The following is a 14,271-nucleotide window of genomic DNA, read 5'->3' as shown; positions in this document are numbered from 1 at the left end:
CAACCTCATTCGGCACCAGAGTCGCGGAACCAGTCCGCATAGCACACTGGTGAGCTGGGTTCATTACCCTCCTGGACCTCAGCCCACTCCTGTGCCAGAACCTCCGCCAGCACCACCGCCTGGTTGTGCTCACGATCGCGGGCGGAATACAGGAGGGTTACGCGGTTCGTTTGCATACGCTGAACAAGCCGGGAAAGCGCTTCAGGGCAGCGGGCCAGTTCATCCCGGTAGGCATCCCGGAAGCGCTGCCAGCGTTCCGGATCATGCCCAAACCACTGACGCAACTCCGCCGAAGGCGCCAACTCGCGGCACCACTCGTCCAACGCCGCTGCCTGCTTACTCATGCCCCGGGGCCAGACCCGATCCACCAGCACACGATAACCATCGTCATCGGAGACGGAGTCATAGATGCGCTTGACGGCGATCCGATCCGTCATTGCGGTTCTTTCCGCGTGGTAGCCGAGGCCCGGATAACCCCATTTGATTCACGATCAAGAAGCACAAGGGTTCCATCCCCGGCCATGCGTAGTCCTTCAACCCGGCTCAATGCCGCCAGAAAACGCTCTTCAAAAGCCATGGGGCCCGACGGACAGGCCATCCGGGTACTGGCCGCCCGCTCAATGACCAACCGGTCCCCCACCAGCTCCCAGCCCGCCATGAAGCGGTTACACCCGGAGCGGCCCGAGACTCGCCCTTCCGACGTGAAGTTCAGGGTAACCGGCTGCGCCGCCTCCGGAACCGGGCTCGCCTCCACAGAGCGCACCCGCCACTGAGGGGCTTCCAGACTTGCCCGGTCCTTGTGGTGGCATTCCGGAAGGCGCTCTCCTTCCACTGTCACCGTGACCCGGTTCCCTTTGCTCCAGAACGCCGTATCACCGGCCTCATTCCGGTAAAGAGCCCCGGACGCGCTCTCCTCGGGCGCCAAGGCCTGCTCCCCATCCGGGAGATGCAGCAAGACCTGGTCCCCGGCAAGACTGTAACCAATGGTGCGATCACCACAGCGCAATTCATGGTCCGCCGGCTCCGTGGCCTCCGGCATCAACTGGCATGCCGGCAGCACCAGGACCGAGAAAAGCACAGATAGGATGGCAACGCGCATTCGCATAAACAGGAACTCCGGTCAGCCACACATCGGAATGTGAAAACAGTATAAAGGCTTGGTCACCGGTTGTGGGATTACCTGTTATGCAATGGAGGACGCATCCAACGCCCCTGGAACCAGAAAGTCAGTGGCCATGATGAGGGCAAGAAGGATGAGAAACCCGATCACCACCTGGATCAGCGCCACCAGGAGACCGCTACCAAACCCGATCCTGCCCCGCGGACCCACCAGCATCCGCCCGTAAACGCCGGCCTGGACGAGAATGCCGAGCCCTCCCGAGACAAGCCCAAGCATGGGGTCAAGACGTGAAGCCAGACCAGCCAGTCCCGCCATGAATCCCACCACCAGCCCCAGGACCAGCGCGGCAAGATACCCCAGGAAAGCCGCCTTGTAGGCCTGCCCATAACCCGGCTTGAAATCTCCAACCCAGCGGCACCCGATCTGAACCAGCAACGCGCCCAACAGGGCACCCAGCGCGGCCCCGATCAGCTGGGAAACAATTTGGATGGCTAACATGCCCATGCCCGACTCTCCCTATCGCAAAATAATGCAAAACCCTATGCCATCCTGGCTTCAGGATCAAATCCCCCCCTTGTGCCCCTACCCCTCCAACGGGATCGGCTCGCCATCATCTCCCTGAACCTTGGGGAAGCGCCCTTCCCGCCAGTCCCGCTTCGAGCACTCAATCCGCTCCCGGCTACTGGCCACAAAGTTCCATTCCACATAGCGCTGCTCAAAGGGATCACCACCGATAATGGCAATGATGGTCTCTTCCACGGCTTCCACTTCCACGCCGCCCTGTTCCGCCAGGATCGCCATGGCGTGCTCAGGAATCGCCGTCTCCATCGCTTTCAGGTGGCCCTGCACCACGTAAATGGCCCGCTCACTTGCCTCAGGCAAAACCAATCGCTGGCCTGCCTCCAGCCGGGCTTCGACATAGAGTGTTTCCGACAGTGTCTGCACCGGCGAGGCCACTCCGTAGGCGCTACCTATGATCACCCGCACGGCCACCCCGTCCACCGTGGTTTCTGGAATCTCCGAGGCCGGATAATGCTGGAATTCCGGCGCCATCTCCTCATGCTCACGCGGCAGCGCCAGCCAGAGCTGGAGGCCATGCAGGCGATGTTCAGCGGCAACAGTCTCGTTATCCTGGCGTTCCGAATGAGTCACCCCCCGGCCAGCGACCATCACGTTGATGTCACCCGGGCGGATCACCTGATGGCTGCCGATGGAATCCCGGTGCGTGATCTCGCCATCAAAAAGGTAGGTCACGGTGGCCAGCCCGCTGTGGGGATGAGGGCGCACGTTCAACCCCTCACCCGGTGCATAGTGGACCGGGCCCATGTGATCGAAAAAGATCCAGGGCCCCACCATCTTGAGCCGCGCCGTTGGCAGTGAACGCCGCACGAAGAAGCCCCCCAGGTCGGCCTCCCGGGGGCGCAGGATCCGCTCTATCGCGGCACAGGGGGACTCGGCCTCGTCACAGGCCAATTCGGTGTCGGACGTAGGGTTACTCATGGCCGCCTCCGTTCCAGTTGTTTCTTCATCATCACGCAGTCACGAAGCGATTGCCAGCACCCCGCCGGTTCGCCGACGGGGTGCCCTAATGACCAGGATCAGGACGTCTGGGCCATGTAGCTCTGCATCAGGTTGGCGTACTGGGGCAGATGATTGCCCAGCATACCGCCAAAGCCTTCAATGTCATTGCGCCAGTCGCGGTGCAGCTCACAGCCCGCAGCGAACCAGGTCATCAGCTGGGCCCCCGCCTGGGACATCCGATCCCAGGCGGCATCCCGGGTGATCGGATTGAAGGTCCCGGAAGCATCCGTGACCACAAAGACCTCGTAGCCTTCCTCAAGTGCGGAGAGTACCGGGAAGCTCACACAGACCTCAGTGACAACACCGGCGACCAGCAGCTGCTTCTTGCCGGTTGCCCTAACCGCCGCCAGGAAATCCTCGTTGTCCCAGGCGTTGATCTGGCCGGGGCGAGCGATGTAGGGCGCTTTCGGAAACGCCTCCTTGAGCTCGGGCACCAGCGGCCCATTGGGCCCATCCTCGAAGCTCGTGGTCAGAATGGTCGGAATATCGAAAAACTTGGCGATATCGGCCAGGGCAAGCACATTATTCTTGAATTCCTCCGGCGAGAAATCGCGCACGAGAGACAGCAGACCAGCCTGGTGATCCACCATCAGCAGGGCCGCATTGTCCTTGTCGAGACGGTTATACTGGAAAGACATGGTAGGTTACCTCCTATCGGTGGGGTTCTGACGGGCCTCGCCCGTCGCTCTCTGGACGCTGTCCATTAAGTCCAGAATACGCTCCATCAGGTGGCGCCACTAGATACCGGAAGCCGGACGCAGCGTTGCATTAACAGGACGATGGATCATGCAGGACCTCAACGATCTCTATTATTTCGTCAAGGTGGTGGAACACGGCGGGTTTGCCCAGGCGGGCCGCGCGCTTGGCATCCAGAAATCCCGCCTGAGCCGACGCATTGCGGCACTCGAGGAGCGCCTGGATACGCGCCTGATCAACCGCTCAACGCGCGGCTTCGCCATCACCGAACTGGGTCGCGATTACTACCGTCACTGCCAGGCGATGCTGATCGAGGCCGAAACCGCGCAGGACGTCATTGATCAGCATCGCGCCAAACCCAGGGGCCATATCCGGCTGAGCTGTCCACCTGGAATGATCTACTTCCTGATTGGGCCGCTTCTTGTACGCTTTATGGACCAGTACCCGGATGTCCAGGTGGACATGGAAGCCACCAGCCGGCGCGTTGACGTCATCAAAGAGGGATTCGATATGGCGCTGAGGGTCCGCTATCCCCCTCTGGAGGACAGCGAGCTCAACATGCGGGTACTGTCCAAGAGCCCGCAACGCCTCATGGTCAAGCATGACTTCTGGGCTCATTACCCCAGGCCGTCGCACCCGGACGAGCTCTCGGCCCTTCCCAGCCTCGACTTCGAACAACCCGATCGCCAGCACCAGTGGTGCCTGGACGGGCCCAGCCAGGAGTCAGTCCAGGTCCGGCATACGCCGCGACTGGTCACCGATGACGTGTTCACCCTGCGCCAGGGCGCGCTCGAAGGGCTTGGCGTAGTCAGGATGCCATTGATCGTTGCAGGCCGGGACCTGGTCGAGGGGCGCCTGATTGACGCCATGCCCGACTGGCAGCCACGCGGCGGGCTCTTTCACGCCGTTTTCCCCTCCCGCAGGGGACAGCTTCCCGCGATCCGCGCGCTGCTGGACTACCTGGCTGAGTCACTGGATGACGTGGACTTCCGCCTGGACTGACCACCCTACAAACCGAAAACCCGCGCCGCATTGCCGCCCAGGAACAGCTCCCGAGCCTCATCGTCCAGCCCGAGCTCATCCAGTCCCGCCAGGCACTTCTCGGGGGAGAGGTAACCAACCTCAGGCTCTGGAGAGGGTATCGTTCCATGCGCCCTCGGGAAGGCCGACGGGGCCTCCCGGTTGAGCAAGCCTTCGACCATGGCTAAGCTGTCAAACCAGTTTTACTTCCTAAGTTTCAATATGACCGACGAGCCAGCCTACACACGCAAGATCGACACCCCCGTGCTTGCCGTGGAGCACGATGCCGGGCTGTTGAGCACCCCGAAGAACCATCGCTTCGTGTTCTGGAATGACAACGAGCGCTGCGCAAGGCTCTACCCCGGAAAGCCACGCACAGCCGACCGCAAGACCCTTGCCCTGTTGGATCTGGGGCAGTGCCGTTTCAACCTTACAATGCCAACCGACCGCACTTTGGGCGAGGTCTTCGCTGAATGGTGGAACCCCCATCGGCGCCGCCGCGTCTGGCGAGCTGGCGAGCTGGCGAGCTGGCGAGCTGGTGCGACAGTAGCGAGTGAGATCCACGATGTCTCCACACAACCTCGAGACATGGTGGGCACCTTCAAATACGAGGGCACCATTTACCGTGTTCAACGCGACATCGTCTGGTGGCCACTCGGCACCCCCGACAGCGCGCGCATCAGTGCCGATAACCGCCAGGTCGCCACGATCGAGGGCAGCATGGAATCCCGTCACCAGCTTCTGATCCAACCCTCGACGTCACTGCGCCTCGACGCAATGCTGATTGCCTTCCATATGTATAACTGGCTGTTCGTAGGTGGCGGTGGTGCAGGAGGCGGTGGTGGTGGCGACGGCGGTGGCGGCTGCTAGAGCGTATCCACGACGTCGAAACGCCACTGAGTCGGAGGCTTCACGGGGAAAACGCAGGCCCTACACCATCGGCGTCGAGGCGCCCAACGTACTAGCCGCAAGGGCCTGGGCAACAGCCTCCGCCTCCTCAGCAGGCAGGTTGCCAACGCTGAGGCGAACCCCAGGCGCAGCCCTTAGGCGGAAGGGCTGCCCCGCCTGGACGGTGTAGCCACGCGAGGTCATACGCTCCACCATCGCCGCTTCGTTCTTCACCGGTACCCATAGGTTGATACCGGAACCGGTAGTGCCAGGAAAGCCCTGTTTCTGGAGAGCCTCAACCAGAACCGTGCGCCGCTGGGTATAGGTGAACCGGGCCGCTTGCAGCTGCGTCTCGGTGTGCGCGTCCCGCAACAACGCCACGGCAACGCGCTGCACCATGCGGCTTACCCAGCGAGGCCCCAGGCTGAATTGCCGCGCCATCCGGTGGACCGTGTCCGCATCACCGGCGGCAACGGCCAAACGCAGATCCGGACCGAGGAACTTGGAGACCGAACGCACCAGCAACCACGCGGGCAAACCGGATCCGATAACCGGTGGCGGCGCCTCCGACAAGGGCCCCCAGTGGTCGTCCAGGATCAGGAGCGTCCTCGGGTGGTCCCGCAAAACGCCCTGAATCCGTTCCAGCCGTTCAGCGGGCAAGTCGATACCCGTCGGGTTCTGGGCGCGCGGCGTCAGGACAACGGCGGCCACGTCGCCCCCGATCCGATCCGCCAGCTGCGCCGGCATGGCCCCCTGATCATCAAGTGGCACCGGCTCCACCACCAGCCCCAGAGACCGCAGCAAAGCCAGCAAGGGCGGCCAGGCGGGATCCTCCACCAGTACCCGGTCCCCAGCCTGAGCACGCGCCCGCAGCCCCCGTTCGATCAGATCCAGGGCACTGTGCCCCAGCATCATCGCATCCGTGGGTATGCCTTCACGCGCCAGCGTATCCCGGAACAGGCCCAAAAGCTCAGGATCCTCTCCGGCCCGATCATACCCCGTCTGCTGCCAATCAACCGAAGCCACGGCCCGGTTCAGCGGAGGCAGCAAGGCGGGATCGATATTGCCTGACGCCAGATCAACAGTGCCAGGAAACACCGAGGCCCCACCCAGCGCGTCGCCCTCCTCTTGCAATGGCATGACCCGGGTACCGCCCCGACCGCGCCCATAGACCCAGCCGCGCTCACGAAGGCGGGCATAGGCCTGGGTGACCGTGTTGCGGTTAACCCCCAACAACACGGCCGCCTCGCGAACGGAAGGCAGCGCATCGCCGCCACTGAGATGCCCGGACTGAATCGCACGCTCAATACTTGCGGCAATATTGACAGCCGTTTTTCCAGCCAGATACTCTTTACCCATGACATTAAATTATATTGACATAGGCCATTTAGTCAACCATGAAAACAGCTCACGCCATCCGCCATGTTCATTTCGAAGATCTCGGGCTACTGGAACCCATCCTGGCCGAACACGGCTATGAATGCCGCTACTGGGACGTTGGTATTGATGACCTGGCGCCGCTGGAACAGATGACGCCGGACCTGCTGGTCATTCTCGGGGGGCCGATTTCCGCGAATGACATCGACACCTACCCCTTCCTCAACAACGAACACCGGCTGGTGCACAACCAGATCGCAAATGATCGGCCTCTTCTCGGCATTTGCCTGGGGGCTCAGGTCATTGCCCGGGCACTGGGGGCCCTTATTGAACCCATGGCCTCCAAGGAAATCGGCTTTGCGCCCCTGGCGCTGACCGAAGCCGGCAAAGACTCCGTCCTCGCTCCACTGAGCCGGGCCGAGTCCGTCCTCCACTGGCACGGCGAGGGGATCCGGTTCAACGACCAGAGCGGGGCACTGGCCTACACCCCCGCCTGTGGCAACCAGGCGTTCATGTACGGCCCCCGTACCCTCGGGTTGCAATTCCACCTGGAGGTCCCCCTGGGCAGTTTTGAGCACTGGCTCATCGGTCACTGCCACGAACTCGGCTCCATCCGTGCGGATGTAACCGCCATGCGGGCAACAGCAAAGACCGCCCTACCCAACCTGGAGCCGATTGCCAGGGAAATCTTTCATGAGTGGCTAACGCAATGTGGCTGAAACACCACGTGAACCACCTGCTGCATAGGCTTTGTTGAGTAGCTAAGGTGTTCAAGCCCTGAGAGCGGGCCGGTTGTTACTGCCTCACGGTGTGTATGGTAATCTCATGCAATCGTTGCCGCTGCTCGTAAGCCGGGAACAACTCCGCCACGCCATCGGTATATGCAAGGAGGTCTGCAACCGGTTCTACTGTGGCGCGCCTCAAAAGCTCATTCCAAACTCACAATCAAGGAGAACAACGACGATGGAACATGTCCTCTCAGCGCACGCAAGCAAGGTAACAACGGCAGCTACAGCAATTGCCTTGTTCATGAGCGCGTGGACCATCCCCGCTAACGCACAGGATCAATACCATACCGGTTTTGGCGCCACGCTCGGCCACCAAGGCTGCAGCGAGGTGCCCCGCTTAGTCTCCACATTCCACAGCACAGCTGAAAACCTGAGCAAAGCAAACGAGAAGATAACCAGTTCAGAGCAGAGCGATAGGGTGCTTCAAGACTACCTGAACGCAAACTTAAAGCTGGATGAGCTTCCGCGTGACAGTGCGGAATACAAGGTATTCAGCCGGATGAGCGAGCTCATCATGGATGGGGAAGACTTGAGCACAGTCCAGAAGCAAACACGCGAAGTGTGTGAGCGTGAATTTGGCTCGCCATAATAGGCCACACTGAGCTAATGCTTATGGGCGACCCGGGGATTCCCCGGGTCACCGTAAAGGCTGGTCCTCCTGCAAACGCGCCCTAGAGCTGTTGCGTTGCCAGGGCGCGTGTGCCGTGCCACTCCAGCCAAGCGAAAACACCCACCAGAATGGCGATGTCCAGCAGCACCAGATGCCCCCAAAGATTGAGCCATGGGCCGGCCACCAGCATCACGATGGGGGTGGCAATAAGCCAGGCAACATCAGCGGCGAAAAAGCAACGCCCGGCGACGGCCGAAGGCGAACGGCTCACCCAGGCTGCAGCGGCACCAAACGGCACCAGACCCACGGCAAGCAGATGGAAGATCCAGGGCGGAAAGCTGCCCATGAAGGCGGCAATTGTCTCCGCAAACAGTCCCAGCACACCAGCACTGAGGAAGGAGAAGGTTGCATTACCCTTTAATGTGGTGGAAAGGCTTGGAATTTTCATCGCACAGTTCCTTTTATGTCGGTGAGATGCCTTATGGCATGACCAGACTCCCAGCCACCGCTTGAGCCGGCAATTACCTACCAGGTAATCAAACCATTTAATGTGTCACGCTGGTTACCCGGCCCTCATCATCCCGCACAAAGGCCGCATTGGCGTACTGCTCGTCTGTCACCATGCGCCTGAGGTGCTTCAGGGAATAATAGGGCGTATCCGTTACGAGTGAATTCACCATCCAGGAAGGGAGATCACCATTGGGGTCAACGTGCTGCGCCATCACGATCTCGGTCTTCTTTGGCGCTAGCTGGTTGACCTCGTAATAGCCGCTGGGCATTTCCGCCCTGACCAGCCCGGGTTTCTCCGGAACCTGCCCGGACCGGTCATGCATCTTCAGAAAGAACGCATTCTCACCCGTCTGCTCGATCTCCAAGCCGATAACGAAATCGCGATCCGTGGCAGGCCAAGGAAAGTCATAGATCTGATAGGCGGTTTGCGAATGGAACCCGGACTGCTCGATGGTTCGCGCTTTCCGGCACCCCTCAAGCCACCGGCTATTCGCTCCCTGGTCCGTGAATATCGCCATTACGCTGGCGGCGGACGCCGGGACCGTCGCTATCCCCTTGTACTCCTCGTAGGCTGAGCCGGGAACCTCCCGTGTCAGAACCTTGATCCCGTCCTAGTTCAGGGCAACCTCCCATCCAGCGGAAGGCGCCGCATACCCGGTGGAGGCCATTACAAAGGCAAAGGCCCAAACAAGCAGTGTCACGGCATCGCCCGCGCTTTTGGAAGCAACTCGGCTATACATCCTGGTCGATCTCCCTGTGATCCTGGATTCAAGAAACGGCTTCCAGCGGAACGCCGTTGCCGCAATGAGCGTCCCATCCACCCATCGACCCGGCAATTACCCATCAGGTAATCTCAGTGTTTTCAGCAACATCACGGGATACAGGGATGACGGCTATTGGCCCCATGCTCGCGCAATACCGTCGGATGCGCCGTTTATCGCAGATGGAGCTCGGACTGGAAGCGGATGTCTCGGCGCGCCACATCAGCTTTATCGAAAATGGGCGGACCGAGCCCAGCCGGGACATGCTCATGCGGCTGGCGGGTGTACTCGAGCTGCCGCAACGCGAATGCAACCTGCTTCTGAGCGCAGGCGGGCATCCCCCCCGCGTACTCCCGTCTGTCACTGGAGGACGAACGGCTGAAACCGGTCAGCCAGGCCCTGGACGTTATGCTCAGCAACCACGCCCCCTACCCGGCCCTGGTGATGGACAGCCAGTGGAACGTGCTGCGCATGAACCAGCCCCAGGAAGCCATCATGGGCATGCTCTTGCCCACTTCCTACCGGAAGCAGTCCAGGCTCAACGTGCTGGAGCTCATCTTTGACCCCAACGGCCTGAGGCCCTGCATCCAGAACTGGAACGAACTGGCCGGGCTGTTCCTGCGCCGTCTGCACGGCGAGGTGATGGCGTTCCCAACGGACGAATCACGCGCCCTGTTCGAGCGCCTGCTCGCATGGGATCCCCCGGAAAACTGGCAACAGCTTCCCTCGGAAACCATTGAGGCGCCGATGATCACGGCGGACCTGCTCATCCAGGGCCAACCATTACGCATCTTCTCCACTCTGAGCCGCTTTGGCACCGCGCTGGACGTGAACATGGCGGATCTGGTGATCGAGTACTACTTCCCGGCGGACGAGCCCACACGCGGCTTCCTTGAGCAATTGACACCCCCGGAGCGGATAGCGCACACAGACTGAGCCAACTGCTCGCCGCAGCACGCCAAACCCGGCGCCAATCAGGGCCAGACGCGGCGCCCTAGAACAGGCGCTGCTGCGTCAAACCATCAAACAGATCCTCATAGGTGCCATCAATGATCAGCTCCGAGATGGCGATGTTGAACCGCGCCATCAGACGCGCCCCTTCCTTGGTGCGATGAAACCGGTAAGCCAGGTGGGTTGCGCCAAACGGTTTGCCGTACTGGAGCTCGTCCGCCAGCTCCTTGCGTTCCAGCAACCTCACCGTGTCGTGCTCGTACTCAAGGGTGGCGTCAATACGCTCATACGCCAGCTTGTCCAGGTTCTGGGTAAAAGACTCAACACGCTCCAGCGTAACCCCAGCCAGGTTCTCCAGCTTAGCCGGGTAATAGCGCCCCCGGATAATCCCCACCTTCTTACCGGACAGCCCCTCCAGGCTATTCACCTTTTTGGATTCCCCACGGGTGATCACCACAAAGCCTTCCGTCATGGCCACCGGCATCCCCGTCATCCCCGGCTGGGACTGGTCTTCCACAATATCCGGGAACAGAACCTCCACCTCCTTCTCAGCAAACAGCTTATTGGCGCGTGCCCAGGAGCGGATGAATGTCAGCTCACAGGAGACGCCCATGGTCTCAAGCCGCTCTATAACGCGCCGCGTCCATTCCTGGTAGGCCTCCGTCAGCTCCGGCTCACTGGTGGGGCCAACCGCAATGTCACAGTCATTGACTAACGGCTCCGCCTGCACCGCAAAAGCCGCCCCGCCCACCGCAAGCGCGCAGACCAAGCCACGGATGAAGGTTTGAATACGCCTTGTCATGGTCACTTTTAAACCAGGTGTGTTTTAGCGGAAGACTAACAGTTGCGAGCGTTGAAAAGCACCCGTGGCAACGCTTTGAGGTGTTGAGGCAAGCGCTTCCCCATTGCGCCTTGGGATCCAGCTCAACAGCATTGAGAATCAGCAACGACAGCTCTGCTGCAGTGGTGGCAGACTGAGCGTTGCGATCAAAAAGCGTTGACGCCAATCACCGAGTAAGATGGAGACCCTATGAGTCACACCCCGCACGAACTGGCGGAAGAATTCCCGGAACACACCGATCGCATCTCTGAGCTCAAACAGTCGGACGCACACTTCGCCGAGCTGGTGGATGAGTACCACGAAATAAACCGGACCATTCACCGGATGGAAACCGAAATTGAGCCGGTAGCCACGCCCACTGAGGAAGACGCCCGCAAAAAGCGCCTGGCGCTTAAAGACGAGATTGCGGCGTACCTCAACAAAGAGACCAGCGCCAGCTGAGCCGCGACCGAGCTCGCGCTGACCGAAAGTGCCGCCGGTTTGACCCGGCGGTCTTATCACGAGGCCTTTGGCACGCCGCATCTGGGTGCGTGCCATGAAACACAACTACGGCGCCAGCGACCGCTCCCAGAAGCTCAAGTACGAGATCCGCACCCCCCTGCCCATCATCGGCGTGAACACCTACCTCCCCAAGGAAGGCCAGGAAACCGGCGGGGAACTGGAACAGATGCGCTCCAACGACGACGAGAAACACCAACAGATCGGCCGGCTCCGCGCTTTCCAGGGCATCCACGAAAGCAAGCGGGACTACTGGCTGGACCAGCTACAACAGGTGGCCGCCAACCGGGGGAACACCTTTGAGGTGTTGATGGAGGCGGTTAAGCATTGTTCTTTGGGGGAGGTTTCGGAGGTGTTTTATCGGACGGGTGGGGCTTGAGCACAGTCGCCGGTTTTCCGTGACCCGGATGGCGGCTGTGCTCGGGGTTTCGCGAAGTGGGTATTACACATGGCAGAAGACGCGCTTTCAGCCCAGCCAGCTGGAGCAGGCGCGGGAAAGACTTGATCGCCGCGTGAAAGAGGCGTTCGGTCAGAGCAAGCAGCGCGAGGGGGCCCGACGCATCCAGGCTACACTGGCGGCTGATGGTCACCCTTATGATGTCAAAACGATTGGCGCCAGTATGCGGCGCCAGGCGTTGGTTCCCAAGGCCGCCCGTAAGTTCGTGGTCACCACAGACAGCAACCATAACTTGCCTGTGGCGCCCAACTTACTGGAGCAGAACTTTGAAGCGACAGCCCCGAACCAGAAGTGGGCTGGCGACATCACGTACCTGATGAGCTCCGAAGGCTGGCTGTATCTGGCCGTCATCATTGATCTGTATTCGCGCTCTGTTATCGGCTGGTCCATGAATACCCGGATGACCGCCGATCTGGTCTGCGATGCGCTGGAGATGGCGCTGTGGCGGCGCAATTTCCCCAAAGGGGTGATCTGTCACAGTGACCAGGGAAGCCAGTACTGTTCCCGCGCCTACCGGGATCGGCTGCGAACGCATCAACTGCGTCAAAGCATGAGCCGTAAAGGTAACTGCTGGGACAATGCTTGCGTGGAAAGCTTCTTCCATTCAATGAAAGTCGAAGCGATTCACTACGAGCCAATAATGAACCGGGAGCCGCTTCGCCAGCACGTGTTCGAATACATTGAAGTTGATTACAACCGCCGGCGACGGCACAGTGCTTTGGGCTACGTCAGTCCAATGGACTATGAGCTCAAAACCAGTGCTTAACCGAGTGTCCGTTTTCAGCGGGGCAGATCAGATCACGCCTCACGCAACCTCTCGACCTCCCTTCTATTCATTTCAAGCACCAGGATCCGCCCTTGTCTGGAAGCTTTAGCCAATTCTAAGGACTAGACCACAGGAACCTCTGTGGAGACGGATATAAGGGAGGCATATGAGCGCAAGTAATCCAAGACTCAAATTCGACGGCCAAAGATTAACCTGGCGCGGGCAGGATAAAGGTCGCTTCAAGGCCACCACAGGGATGCGAGGCTACCAGTTTCCGAAATACCAGTGTGTGAAAAATAATGGCCCGGTACCTGAGGGGGTCTACTATATTTCTCTGATAATGGGATCAGCGGCGGAACCAGATGGAAGCGGACAATGCAGCCTGAAGCCCTCATGGCGCATAGAAGAGATTCCTCGTGGCGAGGAAGCCGGAAGATGTGAGCGGTACTGGGCTAACTGGGGACATAACAGAGTTCGCTTTGAGCCAGCGAACGCACAAACAAAAAACGCATGTTCCCCGAAACGCGGCGGATTCTATCTGCATGATTCAACAAAGGGATACAGCCATGGATGCATCGAGATTGAATGCGCATTTTTTGAAACATTGAGAAAATACGCTGAGGATCATCCCGGGCAAAAACTATACATGGAGGTGGACTACAAGGATGGGAGAAAGACTAATGGCGGCACCAAAAATCCTTAAGGCAACCATCGCTTTTTGTGGGCTAACTCTGGCGACGGCGTGTTCCGCCGCTGTAGGCGCTGAATCCGTGGCAGTAGAAAACTCGATAGACAGTTGCCTGGGAGTCTCCATTCAGGAGTTGCGTGACGTCGGAACTGTCACCCTGGCAGACGCCAATCTGGAGAGCCTTCAATCAACGGCGGCCTGTGGCTGTAAATCGAAACTGGTCCACTACACGGTCGACGGTATTGGCGATGGGTTCGAGCACGAATCAATCGCTCAGGGTCAGCTGTCCGATGGCGAGAGCCGATCGTTCACCTTTGTGATCAATCCGGACAACACCATTGATAGTTATACCCAGTATCAGCTCCACACCGGATGCATGCCGCCTCGCTCACCAGGACCTGGAGGCACAGCATCGAAGAACTGCCCGGACAAACGCCCAAGGGCTTTATGGTTAGTCCTAACAGATGAGCCCCCTATGCACGGATGCTTTTCGCAGGGATGCCGACGGGGGTGCGCCACCTGCCTTAGTGGTGGTACGGCCAGGAGGGACTGGCGCCTTTTAGTAATGGTGTCCCGCGCCATCCGACACAGCACCAGTCGCAGCTTGTTCGGACGCGAGACCTCCTGCAGAAGTGAGCGCCATCAATGGCCGGCGCTGTTTTGACATTTGTCATACACTCCGTATCCTTGCGTGCACCATTCTGATGCAGACGAGACGC

The 14,271-nt window shown here is 59.9% G+C and carries 19 protein-coding genes and 2 pseudogenes; 11 read left to right on the top strand and 10 right to left on the bottom strand.

Annotation, left to right across the window (positions count from 1 at the left end; all coding sequences use genetic code 11):
* Positions 1 to 5 precede the first annotated feature (5 nt).
* The 5 genes from AC1RQI_RS11095 to ycaC all read right to left on the bottom strand — a co-directional run bounded on the left by AC1RQI_RS11095 (position 6) and on the right by ycaC (position 3,339).
* Positions 6 to 437: a DUF488 domain-containing protein gene (locus tag AC1RQI_RS11095; RefSeq protein ID WP_481904837.1), complete on the bottom strand. Its 432-nt coding sequence runs from the start codon at positions 435 to 437 to the stop codon at positions 6 to 8.
* Positions 434 to 1,105 carry an META domain-containing protein gene (locus AC1RQI_RS11090; protein ID WP_481904836.1) on the bottom strand — a complete coding sequence of 224 codons (672 nt, stop codon included), beginning with the start codon at positions 1,103 to 1,105 and terminating at the stop codon, positions 434 to 436. Before AC1RQI_RS11090 ends, AC1RQI_RS11095 begins: the two co-directional genes overlap by 4 nt.
* A gap of 78 nt (positions 1,106 to 1,183) precedes the next feature.
* On the bottom strand, positions 1,184 to 1,618 hold the full coding sequence (locus AC1RQI_RS11085) for a hypothetical protein (RefSeq protein WP_481904835.1): 435 nt from the start codon (positions 1,616 to 1,618) through the stop codon (positions 1,184 to 1,186).
* Between the two features lie 84 nt (positions 1,619 to 1,702).
* Positions 1,703 to 2,620 (bottom strand): pirin family protein, encoded by a 918-nt coding sequence (locus tag AC1RQI_RS11080; RefSeq protein WP_481904834.1) that lies wholly within the window; start codon positions 2,618 to 2,620, stop codon positions 1,703 to 1,705.
* Positions 2,621 to 2,718: 98 nt separating this feature from the next.
* Positions 2,719 to 3,339 carry an isochorismate family cysteine hydrolase YcaC gene (gene ycaC, locus AC1RQI_RS11075; RefSeq protein ID WP_481904833.1) on the bottom strand — a complete coding sequence of 207 codons (621 nt, stop codon included), beginning with the start codon at positions 3,337 to 3,339 and terminating at the stop codon, positions 2,719 to 2,721.
* A 148-nt stretch (positions 3,340 to 3,487) separates the two neighbouring features.
* Here ycaC and AC1RQI_RS11070 point away from each other — a divergent pair, with 148 nt between their 5' ends.
* On the top strand, positions 3,488 to 4,399 hold the full coding sequence (locus tag AC1RQI_RS11070) for a LysR substrate-binding domain-containing protein (RefSeq protein WP_481904832.1): 912 nt from the start codon (positions 3,488 to 3,490) through the stop codon (positions 4,397 to 4,399).
* 5 nt (positions 4,400 to 4,404) lie between these two features.
* Here the strand turns inward: AC1RQI_RS11070 and AC1RQI_RS11065 are convergent, their stop codons facing one another.
* The gene (locus tag AC1RQI_RS11065; RefSeq protein ID WP_481904831.1) at positions 4,405 to 4,599 is read right to left on the bottom strand and encodes a hypothetical protein; all 195 of its coding nucleotides are present in this window, start codon (positions 4,597 to 4,599) and stop codon (positions 4,405 to 4,407) included.
* A 40-nt stretch (positions 4,600 to 4,639) separates the two neighbouring features.
* Here AC1RQI_RS11065 and AC1RQI_RS11060 point away from each other — a divergent pair, with 40 nt between their 5' ends.
* Positions 4,640 to 5,287, top strand: a complete 648-nt coding sequence (locus AC1RQI_RS11060; protein ID WP_481904830.1) for a hypothetical protein — start codon at positions 4,640 to 4,642, stop codon at positions 5,285 to 5,287.
* A gap of 60 nt (positions 5,288 to 5,347) precedes the next feature.
* On the opposite strand, the gene AC1RQI_RS11055 is transcribed toward AC1RQI_RS11060, so the two are convergent.
* Entirely contained in the window at positions 5,348 to 6,664 is a 1,317-nt protein-coding gene (locus AC1RQI_RS11055) for an aminotransferase class I/II-fold pyridoxal phosphate-dependent enzyme (protein WP_481904829.1), read from the bottom strand.
* A 38-nt stretch (positions 6,665 to 6,702) separates the two neighbouring features.
* Between AC1RQI_RS11055 and AC1RQI_RS11050 the strand changes: the two genes are divergently transcribed.
* Together AC1RQI_RS11050 and AC1RQI_RS11045 are read left to right on the top strand one after the other, a co-directional pair.
* A complete protein-coding gene (locus AC1RQI_RS11050; protein WP_481904828.1) occupies positions 6,703 to 7,401 on the top strand; it encodes a glutamine amidotransferase in 699 nt (232 codons plus the stop codon).
* Between the two features lie 244 nt (positions 7,402 to 7,645).
* A complete protein-coding gene (locus tag AC1RQI_RS11045; RefSeq protein ID WP_481904827.1) occupies positions 7,646 to 8,059 on the top strand; it encodes a hypothetical protein in 414 nt (137 codons plus the stop codon).
* Positions 8,060 to 8,141: 82 nt separating this feature from the next.
* On the opposite strand, the gene AC1RQI_RS11040 is transcribed toward AC1RQI_RS11045, so the two are convergent.
* Together AC1RQI_RS11040 and AC1RQI_RS11035 are read right to left on the bottom strand one after the other, a co-directional pair.
* On the bottom strand, positions 8,142 to 8,528 hold the full coding sequence (locus AC1RQI_RS11040; RefSeq protein WP_481904826.1) for a hypothetical protein: 387 nt from the start codon (positions 8,526 to 8,528) through the stop codon (positions 8,142 to 8,144).
* 97 nt (positions 8,529 to 8,625) lie between these two features.
* Entirely contained in the window at positions 8,626 to 9,186 is a 561-nt protein-coding gene (locus AC1RQI_RS11035; RefSeq protein ID WP_481904879.1) for an START domain-containing protein, read from the bottom strand.
* 290 nt (positions 9,187 to 9,476) lie between these two features.
* Here AC1RQI_RS11035 and AC1RQI_RS11030 point away from each other — a divergent pair.
* Positions 9,477 to 9,647: pseudogene (locus AC1RQI_RS11030) on the top strand (helix-turn-helix domain-containing protein); the annotation flags it as partial.
* Between the two features lie 40 nt (positions 9,648 to 9,687).
* A complete protein-coding gene (locus AC1RQI_RS11025; protein ID WP_481904878.1) occupies positions 9,688 to 10,287 on the top strand; it encodes an MmyB family transcriptional regulator in 600 nt (199 codons plus the stop codon).
* Positions 10,288 to 10,345: 58 nt separating this feature from the next.
* Here the strand turns inward: AC1RQI_RS11025 and AC1RQI_RS11020 are convergent, their stop codons facing one another.
* Positions 10,346 to 11,104 (bottom strand): substrate-binding periplasmic protein, encoded by a 759-nt coding sequence (locus tag AC1RQI_RS11020; protein ID WP_481904825.1) that lies wholly within the window; start codon positions 11,102 to 11,104, stop codon positions 10,346 to 10,348.
* A gap of 228 nt (positions 11,105 to 11,332) precedes the next feature.
* Here AC1RQI_RS11020 and AC1RQI_RS11015 point away from each other — a divergent pair, with 228 nt between their 5' ends.
* The 5 genes and pseudogenes from AC1RQI_RS11015 (at position 11,333) to AC1RQI_RS10995 (ending at position 14,216) form a co-directional block, all read left to right on the top strand.
* Positions 11,333 to 11,584: an HP1242/YdcH family protein gene (locus tag AC1RQI_RS11015; protein WP_416633961.1), complete on the top strand. Its 252-nt coding sequence runs from the start codon at positions 11,333 to 11,335 to the stop codon at positions 11,582 to 11,584.
* A 94-nt stretch (positions 11,585 to 11,678) separates the two neighbouring features.
* Complete coding sequence (locus tag AC1RQI_RS11010; RefSeq protein WP_481904824.1) at positions 11,679 to 12,020, top strand: hypothetical protein; 342 nt, start codon at positions 11,679 to 11,681, stop codon at positions 12,018 to 12,020.
* Positions 12,016 to 12,864: pseudogene (locus AC1RQI_RS11005) on the top strand (IS3 family transposase); the annotation flags it as partial. The gene AC1RQI_RS11010 and the pseudogene AC1RQI_RS11005, both read left to right, overlap by 5 nt.
* Positions 12,865 to 13,030: 166 nt before the next feature.
* Positions 13,031 to 13,567, top strand: coding sequence for a L,D-transpeptidase (locus AC1RQI_RS11000; protein WP_481904823.1), 537 nt, complete (start codon positions 13,031 to 13,033; stop codon positions 13,565 to 13,567).
* On the top strand, positions 13,530 to 14,216 hold the full coding sequence (locus AC1RQI_RS10995) for a DUF2195 family protein (RefSeq protein WP_481904822.1): 687 nt from the start codon (positions 13,530 to 13,532) through the stop codon (positions 14,214 to 14,216). Before AC1RQI_RS11000 ends, AC1RQI_RS10995 begins: the two co-directional genes overlap by 38 nt.
* The last annotated feature ends 55 nt before the right edge of the window (positions 14,217 to 14,271 follow it).

Source organism: Salicola sp. AFF1 (assembly GCF_056783195.1).
Note: the sequence above shows the minus strand (reverse complement) of the source record. Positions and strands in the feature narration are given on the sequence as shown.